This window comes from Bacillus sp. FSL M8-0071 (assembly GCF_037975455.1).
In the GTDB taxonomy this organism is placed as follows: domain Bacteria; phylum Bacillota; class Bacilli; order Bacillales; family Bacillaceae; genus Bacillus; species Bacillus subtilis.
Map to the genome: position 1 here is coordinate 897,086 of NZ_CP150256.1, position 15,662 is coordinate 912,747.

Consider the following 15,662-nt stretch of genomic DNA (forward strand, 5'->3'; position numbering starts at 1 on the left):
GCAATCCCCTTGTCGAAAAAACGGCAGGGGGATTTTTTATTTTCCAGAAACTCCTGTCAAAAATGCCCTGAGGCAGGTATGATAAGAAGGGAATTGGGTATCGGGAGTGATGAGCGTGAAAGCTCTTTTTTTTACGAGAATGTTCACCTTGATGGTGAGCTGTTTAATGTATCTGTCCATTGTGAAAGAGGATAACTGGTTTGGATATGTATTTATAGCAGCAGGTGCTGCCATGTATGCAGCCAATCATGTTTTGCTGACAAAAGAGACAAATGCCATCTGGTTCTGCCTGATTGATATTGCAATCGGCTTTTCGTTCGGATTTATCTTTCCCGGCACAGGTTTGTTCATTATTATGCTTTGTCCGGTTGCGGTCGCCTTTTTTCTGCGGGGGTTTCCTAAAAGAACAGCATGGTCTGTCTTATGTCTTTCCTCTATTTTATTTTTGACCGTCCTCATCCGTACATATGCGATGTTCGGCAATGAATTTGTCATTGATCATTTGACTAGCATGACATTCGTCGTCTTCTGCGGTGTCGTGGGCAAATTAATCCGCAAGCTGTTGGATGCGCAGGATACGGCAAAACAGCAGTTTCAGGAACTGACGGAGTCCCATCTGGCGCTGTCTGCTGCACATCAGGAGCTCCATTTATATGCGAAGCAGGTTGAAGAGCTGACTGCCATTTACGAGCGGAACAGAATGGCGCGTGAAATCCATGATACAGTGGGGCATAAAATGACGGCCCTTCTCGTCCAGCTGCAGCTTTTGCGTGAATGGCAAAAAAGAGACAGCCAAAAAGCGGATGAGACAGTAGGTGTCTGTGAAACACTTGCCCGTGAAGCGCTTGATGATGTCCGCTTATCAGTACGCACTCTGCAAACTGAAAACGATCCTTCGCTAATCGAATCGCTGAAACAGCTGACAGAGGACTTTTGCAAAAATGCAGGAGTCACAACAGAATTTGCGGTCAGCGGTGATCCTGCAATCATCCCGCTGTCTCTCCATCCGACCCTGATCAGAACGGTGCAGGAAGCACTGACCAATGCCAAACGGCACGGCGGCGCCGCAGCCTGTTCGATACAGCTTGCCTGCACAACGGACAGCATCAGCCTTGTCATTAAGGATGACGGCAAAGGCAATCCTGAGGCAGCACTTGGTTTTGGTCTCTTGAATATGAAAAAGCGGGCAGCGGAGCATGGCGGAATGATCCGCTTTGAAAGCGAACGGGATCAAGGATTTACTGTAAATGCAGAATTTTCACTTGCCAATAAAAAATGGAGCTTCGGGCCCGTGCAGCAAAAGGAGAGTTTATCATGATTAAGATCATCATTACCGACGATCAGGATATCGTCAGAGAAGGGCTGGCATCCCTGCTCCAGCTCCGAGAAGAGCTCGATGTGATCGCAACGGCGCGAAACGGACAGGAAGCCTTCGAAAAGGCGAAAGAGCTGGAGCCGGATATCGTGTTAATGGACATCCGCATGCCGGTTTCCAACGGGGTGGAGGGAACAAAATTAATCACAAGCTCGCTGCCCGGCGTAAAGGTTTTGATGTTGACAACCTTTAAGGATTCAGCGCTGATTGCTGAAGCGCTTGAAGAAGGAGCAAGCGGGTATCTGCTGAAGGATATGTCTGCAGATACGATTGTAAAAGCAGTGATGACTGTTCATTCTGGCGGAATGGTGCTTCCGCCGGAATTGACTGCCCAAATGCTGAATGAATGGAAGCGTGAAAAACAGCTGAAAGGAATAAATGAGATAGAAAAACCTAACGAGCTGCTCGACCTGACCGAGCGCGAAATCGAAGTTCTGGCTGAGCTGGGATACGGGCTGAATAACAAAGAAATTGCCGAAAAGCTTTACATTACAGAAGGCACAGTCAAAAACCACGTTTCAAATATTATCAGCAAGCTGGCTGTCAGGGACAGAACCCAAGCCGCCATTTACTCGGTCAGATATGGTGTATCTGTCTTTTGACATATGACGTTTTGCATATACGCTTCTCTGAAAAGGCCTTTTACAGGCCTTTTTTTCATGCCCTATGTTCTATCTGCCGCTACATGCCGCACGCCTTTCTTTCTTCTACAATGGCAATGGATCAAAAAAAGGAGTGAAACGACTTGCTGCAAGCAGAAAACATCAAAAAGGCATACGGAAAAAAAACAATCGTGAAAGGCATTTCTTTTTCCCTCAAAAAGGGGGAGTCGTTCGGTCTGCTCGGGCCTAACGGTGCGGGGAAATCCACAACCATCTCGATGATTTCCGGCCTTGTGCCGCATGACAGCGGGAACATCACGGTGGGCGGCTATGTTATCGGAAAAGAAACGGCCAAAGCGAAACAAAAAATCGGCATTGTTCCGCAGGAAATTGCATTATATCCGACGCTGACGGCTCATGAGAATCTTATGTTTTGGGGGAAAATGTACGGACTTACGCACGGTGAGGCCAAAAAAAGAGCGGCTGAGGTCCTTGAATATGTCGGTCTGACTGAGCGGGCTAAAGATAAGATTGAAACATTTTCCGGGGGGATGAAACGAAGAATCAACATCGGTGCGGCTTTAATGCATAAGCCCGAGCTGCTGATTATGGATGAACCGACTGTCGGTATTGACCCTCAATCGAGAAATCACATTTTAGAAACGGTCAAACAGCTCAACGAAACGGGCATGACGGTGATCTATACGAGTCATTACATGGAAGAAGTTGAGTTTTTATGCGACCGGATCGGGATAATTGATCAGGGGGAAATGATTGCGATTGGCACAAAAACTGATTTGTGCAGCCGCCTTGGGGGCGATACCATCATTCAGCTCACGGTCAGCGGGATCAATGAAGCGTTTCTTGTGGCGATCCGATCTCTGGCCCATGTGAATGATGTAACAGTACATGAATTAGAGCTCAAAATTGACATTTCTGCGGCTCATCATGAGAAAGTCGTCACAAGCCTACTTGCTGAAGCCACTGCTCATCATATAAACCTGCTGTCTCTTCAGGTGCAGGAACCGAATCTGGAGCGCCTGTTTCTGAATCTGACCGGCCGCACGTTGCGGGATTGAGGAGGGACGGCAATGAAAAAAAGCATATGGATCGCATGGAAAGATGTGAAAATCAGAATCACGGACAGAAAAGGGTTTATGATGCTTATCCTAATGCCGCTCATCCTAACCTGTATTTTAGGCGCAGCGCTCGGATCAGTTGTTGACGGAGGCAGCCGGATTGATGATATCAAAGTCGGCTACATTCAATCAGACCAGTCAGATACAGCAAACATGTTTACAAAAGATGTTCTCAAAAAAATGAAGTCGATAAAGGTCACAAAAGTCGGCAGCAAAGACAAGATGAAAAAACTGATTGATGAAAAGAAAATCGATGTAGGCATCGTTATCCCGAACCATTGGGAAGCCGGCAAAACCTCAGCTGTTGTTAATGCCGCTCCTGATCAAACATTGAAAAGTTCCATCATTGAAACAGCTGCAAGCTCATTTATAGAGCAATATAAAGCGGTAAAGGAAGCCGCGTCAGGCTCAATGGACTACATCAGTAAAACGGAAGCTGTAAAGCAAGGAAAACTTGACCCTGCACAGTTTGCAGAAAAGCTGGCAAAGACGCTAGAAAAAGAAACAGGTGACAAGCTTACTATTGCGGAAAAATCTGTCGGCAGCAAAGCCGTTACCAGTTTTCAATACTATTCGGCGGCAATGCTTTGCATGTTTATGCTGTTTCATATCACAGTCGGGGCGAAATCATTTTTACAGGAAAAGGATACGGAGACGCTTGCCAGAATGCTGATGCCGCCTGCGCAAAAATCCGTCATTCTCTTCGGAAAATGGCTTGGGACGTATCTGTTTGCCATCATACAATTTTTCATATTTCTGATCGTCACAATCAACGTATTTGGTGTGGACTGGGGCGGTAATCTGCTGTTCGTGAGTGTACTCGGGCTTTCTTACGCCGCAGCTGTATCTGGTATTTCAATGCTGCTTGCGTCGTGCATCAGCGATATGAAAACTGCAGATGCGATAGGCGGCTTCGGCATTCAATTGCTTGCGGTTCTCGGCGGGTCCATGCTGCCGCTGTACCAATTTCCGGACGTCTTGCAGTCTGTATCCAAAGCGGTGCCAAATCGCTGGGCGCTTGACGGCTTTCTTTCTTTAATGGAAGGGGGAGGCTGGGCTGACCTTCAAAAGCCTGTGCTTCTTTTTGCGGCGATCGGCTTTTGTTCACTTGTAATTGGTATCAGACGGCTTCATACAAGATAAGGAGGTACAAAAGGTGAAAAAAATTCTAGCCATTTGCGGCATTGAGCTTTCTCTCATTTTTAAGAAGCCACAGAACTATTTGATCATGTTTGCTGCCCCGCTTTTGCTTACCTTTGTATTTGGGAGTATGCTCAGCGGCAATGATGATAAGGTGCGGCTTGCAATCGTTGATCAGGACGATACGATTCTCTCACAGCATTATATTCGGCAGCTGAAGGCACACGATGATATGTATGTATTCGAAAACATGTCTGAAAGCAAAGCGTCAGAAAAGCTGAAACAAAAGAAAATTGCCGGGATCATCGTCATTTCCCGCTCGTTCCAGACACAGCTGGAAAAAGGCAAACATCCTGAGCTGATTTTCCGTCACGGCCCTGAGCTGTCGGAAGCGCCGATGGTCAAACAATATGCAGAAAGCGCATTGGCAACGCTCAATATTCAGGTGACCGCGGCAAAAACGGCATCTCAGACAGCGGGAGAGAACTGGAAGGCGGCGTATAAAACGGTTTTCGCCAAAAAACATGAAGATATAGTTCCGGCTGTAACACGACAGACGCTCAGTGATAAAAAAGAGGGTGCGGAAGCAAGTGACACAGCCTCCAGAGCAGCAGGGTTTTCCATCCTGTTTGTCATGCTGACCATGATGGGAGCGGCTGGAACTATTTTAGAAGCAAGGAAAAACGGCGTATGGTCCAGATTGCTTACAGCCTCTGTCAGCCGAGCCGAAATCGGTGCTGGGTATGTGCTGTCCTTCTTTGTCATTGGCTGGATTCAATTTGGCATATTGCTTCTTTCCACCCATTGGCTGTTTGGCATCAACTGGGGGAATCCGGCTGCAGTTATTGTATTAGTGTCACTTTTTCTATTGACCGTTGTCGGCATTGGATTGATGATTGCGGCCAACGTCAGAACGCCAGAACAGCAGCTTGCGTTCGGCAACTTGTTTGTCATCGCAACATGTATGGTGAGCGGGATGTATTGGCCGATCGACATTGAACCGAAATTTATGCAATCCATCGCTGAATTTCTTCCGCAAAAGTGGGCGATGAGCGGGTTGACAGAGATTATCGCTAACGGTGCCCGCGTCACAGATATTCTCGGAATCTGCGGCATTTTGCTTGCATTTGCTGCGATCACTTTCGCAGCGGGGCTGAAAGCGCTCCGAGCCTAAAAAACATCTGCCGTTTAGGCAGATGTTTTTTTGCATGTGGGTACATTCGTATGGGTGCAGCCTGAACTGCGGTTAATCCTTATCTATCATAGCTAAAATTGATTCCAGCCAAGAAACGTAATTTTTCTCCCGCTCCAGCGCTTTCGTTAGCACAAGATAGTGGCCGAAGTCCGGTGAAGAAAATGACATCGGCTCTGCTGAAGCCATAAGCTTTTCATAGCTTCCCTGTAAGTCAGAAAGCTTGGCCTGGCGTTTTTGCAGCTGGTCTTTGAACAAATCAGAAGCCTCCTGGCGCGATAGACAAGAAATGAAATAAGCCTTCAGCATAAATTCATCCTTCACCGTCTCGGGTATCGGCTGGTGGCGGATCAGCCAGTCATGCAGCTCCTGCTTTCCGCTGTCTGTCAGGGTGTACATCTTTTTCTCCAGCTTTGTGCCCTGAATCGTTGTCCGGAACGTGATAAATCCTTCATCCGTCAGCTTTTTGAGCTCAGGGTAAATCTGGCTGTGCTTGGCGCTCCAAAACTGGCCGAGCTCCTCTTTAAAATAACTCGTAATATCGTATCCACTCAATTCGCCTTTTCGCAAAAGCCCTAATATGGCGTATTTTAATACTCTCATGCTATCCTCCGTGTCTGGCTGTTTCGCAAAACAGATGAGCCGGTGCTCAACTGTGATTCTAACTGCCTATTCCCCTTATTATAGAAAAGGGAGGAAGGGAACACAACCGGGCTCTTTGGAAATGAAGATAAAAGGTTTGTCAGAAGGTATCCGATTTATCTCCGTCAATATAAAAGAGATTTAAATTTAATTTTCAGAAAAAATAGTAACGATATTGATTTTTTATATATAATAGGAAATTGGTGGTATGAAAATTTTTTGGGGGAATAAACGTGAAAAAAGTACTTATGGCATTCATTATTTGTTTATCGCTGATTCTATCTGTTTTAGCCGCTCCGCCGTCTGGCGCAAAAGCTGAGTCAGTACATAATCCTGTCGTTCTTGTTCATGGAATAAGTGGTGCATCATACAACTTTTTCGCTATTAAAAACTACTTAATTTCTCAAGGCTGGCAAAGCAACAAACTGTACGCAATTGATTTTTATGATAAAACAGGAAACAACCTAAATAACGGCCCGCAGCTTGCTTCATATGTTGACCGTGTTTTAAAAGAGACTGGGGCAAAAAAAGTAGATATTGTGGCTCATAGTATGGGAGGCGCCAATACGCTGTACTATATTAAATATTTAGGCGGGGGCAATAAGATTCAAAATGTCGTAACGCTTGGAGGGGCTAATGGTTTAGTGTCATCAACCGCGCTGCCGGGCACAGACCCTAATCAAAAGATCCTCTATACATCTATTTACAGTCTCAATGATCAAATTGTCATCAATAGCTTGTCTCGGTTACAAGGAGCGCGAAACATCCAGCTTTATGGCATTGGTCATATTGGCTTGCTTTCTAATAGCCAAGTGAACGGCTATATCAAAGAAGGGCTGAATGGCGGAGGCCTCAATACAAATTAATATCTTCAAAAAACAACCTGCTGTCTCCGTTACAGTGGGTTTTTTCGTCTGAGAAAGCCATAGGGTCTTATGACCTTAGTCTATCATGCATACGTCAATTTATGACATCAGGCACTTTTTCAAATAGAGCGGACATGTTAAGGTACAACCATCGATTTCTATCAATTTGAAATAAAAGGAGCGCTGTTATGCAAATTAAAGAAATTTTTATGATCCGCTGCGTTTCGTGCTTAAGTGTCGTCTTGCTCCATATCATTTCAATGGTCCTGATGCTTCAGGCAGAAGCTCTTGCAGATATTTCTCACACTGTTGATTCTTTCCGCACACTCCTGATGTTCAGCACGCCCGCTTTTATTTTCATCTCTGAATTTTTACTGGCCCGTTCTTATCCTGATGGGGTGCCTGACGGTTTTTTAAAGAAGCGGGGAAAAGTGATTTTTGTTCCTTTTTTATTTATCGCGGCCATCGATGCGCTGCTGATGACAAGTGCGATGGGGGGAGAGGTAACCTTTCTCGCGTTTGTGCAAAAATATCTGGCGAACGTATTCTTAGGAAACTTTATCGGATACTTCATTCTCGTCATCTTTCAATTTTACATGCTGCATATGATGTTTCATGAGTACTTGAAAAAAGCATCGCCGAAATGGGTGCTGTCTATCTCATTTGTGGTGACAGCCGCTTATTTAGGCTATTTCTCAGCAGCCAGCCCGGCTCCTGCTTCTGAAGAGGGAGGGGCATTTCCGTTCTTCTGGGTTCCGTTCGCAGGCTGGCTTTTCTACTTTTGTCTAGCCTACTATTGCGGAAAAGAATACAAGCGTTTTTTAGCGCTGCTGAACCAATACCGCTGGGTGGTGTACGGCGCCGCAATTGCTTCTGGGGCGCTGGTTGTCACTGTTTCTTATGTGGGTGAAATCGGCATGATCAGCTCGAAGCGGCCTGATATCATGCTGTATTCAACAAGCATGATTTTCCTGTGTTTTCACTTGTTTTCCAAAATGAAGCATGTGCCGAAAATCATGATGTTTATCAGCAACTATTCCTTTTCGATTTATCTGCTTCATGCCTATTTTATGATTATAGGCTACGTGTTGCTTTTGAATATGCCCGAAATTCCTGCCGTACCGGCTGTTCTCCTGTTGTTTGCCGTGTGCACAGCCGGCCCGATTATGACCTCATGGGCGCTGAATAAGTTCAAATACGGGTATTTATTTGTGGGGAAAATTTATCAGCCAAAACAGAAGAAGGTAACAGTCGAAGTGCGTGATCACGCAGGGTGAAAAACAAGCGGCAGGAGGGCTCCTGCCGCGTTTCTTTACTTCTCATCCGCTTGCAGAACTGTTTTTAAATATAGTTTTGCAGACTCAGCAAGTCCAGATACATCAGCCTTTTCTTCATCGAAATACAGGGCGTTTTGAATGATGCCGTCATTCATATTGAGGAAAAACTTGGCGATAGTCGCAAGAGGCTGAACCGGCTGAAACTCTCCCTGATCGATCCCTTTTTGCAATAGCCTTGAAAACCTTTCCACAAAAAGATCATACCTTTTCTCCAAATACTGCCGCCGTTCTTCATTGCGCCAAGCTGTCACTAAATATTCAAATTGCACCGGCGCCAGCGTATCTGCTACATCTCGCAGGCCCTCAGTCAGTTCATCCAAATAGCTGGAAATGGAGGCCCAAACACTTTGGTGTTCAGCTGATTTATCAAGCTTTCGGAGTCCTTCATCCAGCCCTGTTTCAATAATGCGGCGAAACATCTCCTCAGTGCTTGAAAAATAAAGATAGACACCGCCCCGGCTGAAACCTGACTCTTCTACAACATCCTTCATCGTCGTTAATTCGAATCCTTTTCGTTTAAAAACCGTTTTGGCAGCCTCTAAAATCTCTGCCTGCCGTTTATCCTTGTGCTCCTTTGTTACTTTTGGTGACAAGATATCGCCTGCTTTCTGCAATTTTCTTACCTATAAGTGTAATCAACCCAATCATGATCAGCAAGCAGCCACAGACAAGAAAAGCAAGTGATACACCGATCCATTCCGCCAGCACGCCCCCGCCCGCCATGCCGAGGATAGAGGCGAGGGTTGTCGCACTCTGAATAGCGCCGAACACCCTACCGCTGTAATCGACAGGCACTGTTGTTTGCACGAGAATCTGAAATGGAATATGGACGAGGCCGAAAGCCGCCCCCATGATGAAAAAAGCAAATATAAAGAGAGTGATGCCGGCAATTCCCATACCGCTTAGGAATGGCGCACCTCCAGTTGCTAGTCCAAGAAGAAGGGTTCCAGCTGAGAAATAAAGCAAATAAGAAGTGATTCGCCGTCTGCCGGTAATGGCCGCTGTAAGGAGCATCCCGGCTCCGCTTACGGCCATGCACCAGCCTGTCAGCTCGGGCGGAGCTCCTGAAAAGGAGCGGATAAGAATAATCGCTTGGGAATCACCAATCTGCAAAACAAAGAGAACGACACAAGCTGTTAGTAAGCCTGTTAATAGAAGCGGCATCCGTTTCAAAAACTGAAGGCCTTCCTTGATAGAAGTAAGTGCTGCTGTTTTTTCTTGAGGTGTATTGGCTTTTTGTAAAAAAGCATCTCTGGGAAGGAAAAACAAAATGACAGCGGAAAGAAAGAAGGCGCCGGCGTTTATATAAAAAACAGAGTGTATCGAGAAAGCAGCGATCAGCGTGCCGCCAAGGGCAGGGCCGAAGATTTTTGAGCTGTTATCAATGATGCTGCTGACGGAAACGGCCTGCTGAATGTGTGCTTCCGGAGCCAATTCCTTAAGCTTTCCGTTTTTAGCAGGTAAAAAAAGTGAAGAAAAACAGCTCTGAACGGATAGCAATACGTAAAGCTGCCAAAGCTCACTGACATAAACGCAGCTGATAACAGTGAGGGCACGGCCGATTTCAGATAGAAACATGATCGTTTTTCTGTCAAAACGGTCGGCAAGCAGACCCGATACAGGTCCGAGTACAATGACAGGCAAAGCAAACGACATCATTAAAAGCGACATATCTAATGGAGAAGCATGAAGCTGAAAAGCGGCTAATGTTAGCACGGCCAAAATGTGAAGCCAGTCTCCAAGTGAAGAAATGGTTTGCGAGGCTAACAGTGTCATCAGTCCTTTTTGATTGCGAAACAACGGTTTTTCCATGATTCATCCTCCTGATTATTAAAATGACACTAGTGTCGTTTTTAATTGTATGGGAAAAAGACACAATATACAATCTTTTTCTTGTAAAATAAAGGAGAAGATTGAATAGAAGGGAGAACATTCATGACATCAGTCAATCTAAGCTACCCAATAGGAGAATACAAGCCGAGGGAATCCATATCGAAGGAGCAAAAAGATAAATGGATTCAAGTGCTTGAAGAAGTGCCGGCAAAATTGAAGCAAGCTGTAGAGGGCATGACGGACAGCCAGCTTGACACACCGTACCGGGACGGTGGATGGACCGTTCGGCAAGTTATTCATCATCTGGCTGACAGTCATATGAACAGCTATATTCGTTTTAAATTGAGCTTGACGGAAGAGACACCGGCTATCCGTCCGTATGATGAAAAAGCATGGTCGGAGCTAAAAGACTCGAAAACGGCAGATCCGAGCGGCTCGCTTTCGCTTTTGCAGGAGCTTCACGGAAGATGGGCGGCTCTGCTCCGCACCCTGACGGATCAGCAATTTAAGCGCGGATTTTATCACCCTGATACAAAGGAGATCATTACCCTGGAGAACGCGCTCGGCCTGTATGTCTGGCACTCACATCACCATATCGCTCATATTACGGAGCTTTCCAGACGGATGGGGTGGTCTTAACGCTTTTGCCGGCGGAAAGCCGGAATACTGATAGCAGCAATCACCAGAAGTGAGATCACAGCAGCTGCTGCATATAAATGATCATAGCCGCTGGCGACACTCGCATGAATGGCGTCGCTTATCGCGGTTTTGACTTCAGGAACGGGAATGCGTTCGATTTGTTCTTGTAAAGAAGAAACATCAGAACTGTCGCTCTCCGGAATCATCTGCATCGCCTTTTCTGAATATCCGCTGTCCGATAAGCGGCTGTTGATCTCATCACCTATTTGGTCAAACCCGGCTGTGATAAAACCTGCATAAAGAGTAGGCGCCAAGGTCAGTCCAATTTGCCTTACCAATGAAAGCGTGCCAAGAGCTGTACCCTTATTTGTTTTTGCCGCTTCTGATACAAGGACGTTCAGCGGAGCGCCTAACAGAAAGCCAAAACCGATCCCAGCTGCCACACTTGCGATCATAAACTCCCATTTTTCCGTCACCCAGAACGGAAATAAAGCAAACCCCGCACATGAGATGATTCCCGAAAGAATAACGGTTTTTACAGGACCTTTTTTGTCGGTAAGCGCTCCGCCAAGCCAAGCGCCGATTCCGGAAGCCAACGCAAGCGGTGTCATCCAATAGCCTGCTTTTGCGGCAGGGACACCCAAATACTGTTCGACATATGACGGGATAAAAATGACTGCCGCCAAGAGCCCCCCGGATAACAAACCGATGATAAGCGTGCGCTGAAACATATGGTTTCGCAGCAGAGAATACGCCAAAATGGGATCGCCTCCTCGCATTTCAACTCTCTTTTCATACGAGATAAGCGCTGCAAAACAGAGTATGCCAAAAATAATACATCCATAAACCTCCGGATTCCCCAAGCTGTGTAAGAGATTTGCCCCGTCAAGATTGGTCATGCCGTACATCACAGCTAAAATCGACAGGGACAAAAGGAAGATTCCGGCCGCATCGAGGCGCTTAGCCTCAGGTGCTTTTGTTTCCGCGATAAAACATGCGCCGAAAACAACCAATAGCACGGCAATCGGCAAATTAATCAAAAACAGCCAATGCCAAGACCCGGTCCAATCAAGCAGAAAGCTTCCGATATTTGGCCCGAGCACAGCGGCCATCCCGTTCATTGCGCCAAGCAGCCCAAGCGCCTTCCCTTGTTTTTCCTTTGGGAGGGTCGCGAGAATGTGAGAGCTGCCGATGATGAAAATCCCGCCGCCTCCAAGCGCCTGAATCAGCCGCGATATCAGAAAGAGCGGGAAGCTTTGGCTCAAAGCAACAAGCAAAGAACCAAGTCCGAACAGGCAAACCTCAATGAGAAAGAGTTTTTTTCTGCCGTAGCGGTCGGAAAGCTTTCCGACGATTGGCACACTGACGCTAAGACCGAGCGTATAAAGGGTGATGCCCCATGATCCCCAGGAAGGAGAAACGGCAAACGACTCGTTTATCGTTGTTAAAGCAGCCGAAATAATTCCGTTATCTAAAGCAGCCATAAACACGCCAATCGTAAACAGGCTGATTGCCCACTTTTGGCTTTTCTGCTCTGTTAATGCTTCAGACATTTTCGTCAACTCCTTTTAGTTCACTTGAAATATATTATTCATTTTAAATGAACTAAATGTCAAATAAAAAAAGCCTGCTCCCGCAGTTTGCGGATGACAGACTTACAGATTTATTCTTTTTTCGCATTCTCTAATGCTCTTGAAAGGATAGACAGCCCTTCGGAAACAGCCTGCTTTTCTTCAGGGGACAGCAGCTCTAATGAACGCTTCAATTTCAGGTGGCCTTTTTCATACAAACCCCGGAAAATCTTTTTCGCATTCTCTGTCAACTGAACAACTACAGAGCGGCGGTCCTCTTCAGAATGTGAGCGTTTGACAAATCCTGATTTTTCAAGCCGGTCAAGCAGCCCAGTTGTATTGGACAGGGAAGCCCCCATTTTTTCAGCAATGTCGCTCACTTTCAATGTTCCATGGTTGTTTAATAGCATCAGCACCTTCATTTGCGGCATGCTCATATCCAGTTTCATCCACTCGGACACATCACCGAGCCCGGCGGACGTTAAGACTTTCATATAGAGCACCCATATTTCCCGTTCCTCCGATGAAAGAATGTTTTCGTTTAATACTGTTGTATCGTGTAAATTATATTCCATTTCATCACTTCCTCATCATTCACTCCTCTTACCATATTACTCGATTTTCACTCCTGAAAGAAAGTGAGCAGAAACCGAATGCGGGACTTTGTCCGAAAAATAACGGTAGTGTATAATGAGTTGGAGATTATTGGGGGAGAGGATCGAACTAGAATATGATTGGAGAGACCATTGCTGATTAAAAAGAATGCTTTATCAATATTAAAAATCGTTTTTCCTATTGCTGTTTTGCTATTTGTTATTTATCAATCGAAAAAAGAACTGACAAATCTGTCATTCAAACGTACGCTCATGGTCATCAACGGACTGGAACGAACGGACTTATTCATGCTTGTGTTGATCGGCTTGCTGGCTGTTGCGGCCATGTCGCTGTATGATTACGTCCTGAAATACTCACTGCGCCTATCGATCACAAACGGAAAAGTATTCAGGGTTTCCTGGATCGCCAATTCATTTAATAATGTGTTGGGATTCGGCGGTTTAGCCGGAGTCGGGTTAAGAATGATGTTCTATAAGGAGCATACGAAAGACCATAAGGCACTCGTGAAAGGAATCGCCTGGCTCACATCATCTATGCTGCTCGGATTATCTGTTTTCAGCATTTTCGTCGCTGCGAGAGTGCTGCCAGTGGATGAAGTGATTCATGAAAAGCCTTGGCTATGGGCGGTCGTTATCGGTTTTGCGCTGATATTGCCGCTGTCTTTGGCGGTGTCCAAAATAAAAGACCGCAAAGCTGGGGACGAAGAGAATGCGGACAAAGTGAAAAATCCGATTTTCGCATATATTGGAGCTTCAGTTGTTGAATGGCTCATGGCCGGGATCGTCATCTATTTTGCTTTGTTCGCTATGGGCATTCATGCAGATATCAGGTATGTGTTCGGGGTGTTCGTCATTGCGGCGATCGGAGGAATGATCAGCCTCGTGCCGGGCGGCTTCGGCTCGTTTGACCTTTTATTTTTGCTGGGGATGGAGCAGCTTGGCTATCATCAGGAGGCCATCGTTACTTCTATTGTATTGTACAGGCTCGCCTATTCATTTATCCCATTTATCTTGGGACTGTTCTTTGCCGCAGGCGACCTGACGGAAAATACAATGAAGCGGCTCGAAACGAATCCGCGCATCGCACCGGCAATTGAGACGACAAACGTTCTGCTTGTTGTTCAGCGTGCGGTATTAGTGAGAATTTTGCAAGGCTCGCTTTCCCTTATTGTGTTCGTAGCAGGTCTGATTGTCTTGGCCTCAGTTTCCTTGCCGATTGACAGGCTGACGGTTATACCGCACATTCCGCGCCCGGCGCTTTTGCTGTTCAACGGCCTGTCCTTAAGCTCAGCGCTCATTCTGCTGATTTTGCCGATCGAGCTTTATAAACGGACAAAACGTTCCTACACGATGGCCATTACAGCGCTTGTCGGCGGCTTTGTGTTCAGCTTTTTAAAAGGGCTTAACATCAGCGCGATATTCGTACTGCCGATGATTATCGTATTGCTTGTGCTATTGAAAAAACAATTTGTCCGCGAACAGGCATCCTATACACTGGGACAATTGATATTCGCTGTGGCGCTGTTTACTGTGGCGCTCTTTAACTACAATCTGATCGCGGGCTTTATTTGGGACCGGATGAAGAAGGTGCTGCGTCACGAATATTTCGTCCACAGCACCTCGCATATTACACATGCAACCATCATGGCGATCATCATTGTGCCGCTGTTCTTCTTGATATTTACAGTGGTCTATCATAAGAGAACGAAACCGATCGGAGAGAAAGCTGACCCTGAGCGTCTTGCTGCGTTTCTCAATGAAAAAGGCGGCAACGCGCTGAGCCATCTTGGTTTTCTTGGAGATAAGCGGTTTTATTTTTCTAGCGATGGAAATGCACTGCTTCTGTTTGGGAAAATCGCCAGAAGGCTGGTCGTGCTCGGCGATCCATCTGGCCAAAGAGAATCATTCCCGCTCGTGCTGGAAGAATTTCTGAACGAAGCGCATCAGAAGGGATTCAGTGTTTTGTTCTATCAAATTGAACGAGAGGACATGGCGCTGTATCACGATTTTGGCTACAACTTCTTTAAATTGGGTGAGGAAGCATATGTAGATTTAAATACATTTACCTTGACTGGGAAGAAAAAAGCCGGCCTTCGGGCAATCAATAACCGTTTTGAGCGGGAGGAGTATACTTTCCATGTGGATCATCCTCCATTTTCTGATGCGTTTTTGGAGGAGCTGAAGCAAATCTCAGACGAATGGCTCGGCTCGAAAAAAGAGAAGGGATTCTCGCTCGGATTTTTTGATCCTTCCTATTTACAGAAAGCGCCGATCGCCTATATGAAAAATGCAGAAGGAGAGATCGTTGCATTCGCAAATGTCATGCCGATGTACCAGGAAGGAGAGATATCGGTCGATCTGATGCGCTATCGCGGCGACGCTCCAAATGGCATTATGGACGCATTGTTTATCCGTATGTTTTTATGGGCAAAGGAAGAGGGCTGCACGTCATTTAATATGGGGATGGCACCCTTGGCCAATGTCGGCACTGCCTTTACATCCTTCTGGTCCGAAAGGTTTGCCGCTGTCATTTTTAATAATGTCAGATACATGTACAGTTTCAGCGGCCTAAGAGCCTTTAAAGAAAAATATAAACCGGAGTGGCGAGGGAAATACTTAGCGTATCGGAAAAACAGATCTCTTTCTGTCACCATGTTCCTCGTTACACGTCTGATTGGCAAAAGCAAAAAAGACTCCGTCTAATAAGACGGA

The 15,662-nt window shown here is 46.1% G+C and carries 14 protein-coding genes; 9 read left to right on the plus strand and 5 right to left on the minus strand.

All coding sequences use genetic code 11. The annotated features are described in order from the left end of the window. Positions 1 to 115: 115 nt before the first annotated feature. The 5 genes from lnrJ (at position 116) to lnrN (ending at position 5,430) form a co-directional block, all read left to right on the plus strand. Positions 116 to 1,318, plus strand: a complete 1,203-nt coding sequence (lnrJ, locus tag MKX71_RS04515; RefSeq protein WP_009966811.1) for a two-component system sensor histidine kinase LnrJ — start codon at positions 116 to 118, stop codon at positions 1,316 to 1,318. Beyond that, on the plus strand, positions 1,315 to 1,977 hold the full coding sequence (lnrK, locus tag MKX71_RS04520) for a two-component system response regulator LnrK (protein ID WP_015715522.1): 663 nt from the start codon (positions 1,315 to 1,317) through the stop codon (positions 1,975 to 1,977). The genes lnrJ and lnrK overlap by 4 nt, the downstream gene beginning before the upstream one ends. Before the next feature lie 143 nt (positions 1,978 to 2,120). Continuing rightward, positions 2,121 to 3,056 carry a linearmycin resistance ATP-binding protein LnrL gene (gene lnrL / locus MKX71_RS04525; RefSeq protein ID WP_003244346.1) on the plus strand — a complete coding sequence of 312 codons (936 nt, stop codon included), beginning with the start codon at positions 2,121 to 2,123 and terminating at the stop codon, positions 3,054 to 3,056. 12 nt (positions 3,057 to 3,068) lie between these two features. Further along, a complete protein-coding gene (lnrM, locus tag MKX71_RS04530; RefSeq protein WP_339231779.1) occupies positions 3,069 to 4,259 on the plus strand; it encodes a linearmycin resistance permease LnrM in 1,191 nt (396 codons plus the stop codon). A 13-nt stretch (positions 4,260 to 4,272) separates the two neighbouring features. After that, a complete protein-coding gene (gene lnrN / locus MKX71_RS04535; RefSeq protein ID WP_003243650.1) occupies positions 4,273 to 5,430 on the plus strand; it encodes a linearmycin resistance permease LnrN in 1,158 nt (385 codons plus the stop codon). Positions 5,431 to 5,502: 72 nt separating this feature from the next. Here the strand turns inward: lnrN and padR are convergent, their stop codons facing one another. After that, the gene (padR, locus tag MKX71_RS04540; RefSeq protein WP_003233588.1) at positions 5,503 to 6,051 is read right to left on the minus strand and encodes a transcriptional regulator PadR; all 549 of its coding nucleotides are present in this window, start codon (positions 6,049 to 6,051) and stop codon (positions 5,503 to 5,505) included. Positions 6,052 to 6,323: 272 nt separating this feature from the next. Here padR and estB point away from each other — a divergent pair, with 272 nt between their 5' ends. Then, on the plus strand, positions 6,324 to 6,956 hold the full coding sequence (gene estB, locus MKX71_RS04545) for an esterase EstB (RefSeq protein ID WP_003243184.1): 633 nt from the start codon (positions 6,324 to 6,326) through the stop codon (positions 6,954 to 6,956). Between the two features lie 188 nt (positions 6,957 to 7,144). Then, entirely contained in the window at positions 7,145 to 8,233 is a 1,089-nt protein-coding gene (locus MKX71_RS04550; RefSeq protein ID WP_076458557.1) for an acyltransferase family protein, read from the plus strand. Positions 8,234 to 8,268: 35 nt separating this feature from the next. On the opposite strand, the gene MKX71_RS04555 is transcribed toward MKX71_RS04550, so the two are convergent. Together MKX71_RS04555 and MKX71_RS04560 are read right to left on the minus strand one after the other, a co-directional pair. After that, positions 8,269 to 8,886: a TetR family transcriptional regulator gene (locus MKX71_RS04555; protein WP_003243967.1), complete on the minus strand. Its 618-nt coding sequence runs from the start codon at positions 8,884 to 8,886 to the stop codon at positions 8,269 to 8,271. After that, complete coding sequence (locus MKX71_RS04560) at positions 8,852 to 10,105, minus strand: MFS transporter (protein ID WP_339231781.1); 1,254 nt, start codon at positions 10,103 to 10,105, stop codon at positions 8,852 to 8,854. Before MKX71_RS04560 ends, MKX71_RS04555 begins: the two co-directional genes overlap by 35 nt. Positions 10,106 to 10,228: 123 nt before the next feature. Here MKX71_RS04560 and bstA point away from each other — a divergent pair, with 123 nt between their 5' ends. Next, complete coding sequence (gene bstA / locus MKX71_RS04565; RefSeq protein ID WP_339231782.1) at positions 10,229 to 10,765, plus strand: bacillithiol transferase BstA; 537 nt, start codon at positions 10,229 to 10,231, stop codon at positions 10,763 to 10,765. Here bstA and MKX71_RS04570 read toward each other — a convergent pair. After that, a complete protein-coding gene (locus MKX71_RS04570; RefSeq protein ID WP_339231783.1) occupies positions 10,762 to 12,318 on the minus strand; it encodes an MFS transporter in 1,557 nt (518 codons plus the stop codon). The two genes, bstA and MKX71_RS04570, sit on opposite strands and share 4 nt — an antisense overlap. A 110-nt stretch (positions 12,319 to 12,428) precedes the next feature. Then, a complete protein-coding gene (locus tag MKX71_RS04575; RefSeq protein WP_015252522.1) occupies positions 12,429 to 12,911 on the minus strand; it encodes a MarR family transcriptional regulator in 483 nt (160 codons plus the stop codon). A 171-nt stretch (positions 12,912 to 13,082) separates the two neighbouring features. Between MKX71_RS04575 and mprF the strand changes: the two genes are divergently transcribed. Next, a complete protein-coding gene (mprF, locus tag MKX71_RS04580; protein WP_014476202.1) occupies positions 13,083 to 15,653 on the plus strand; it encodes a bifunctional lysylphosphatidylglycerol flippase/synthetase MprF in 2,571 nt (856 codons plus the stop codon). Positions 15,654 to 15,662: the final 9 nt, after the last annotated feature.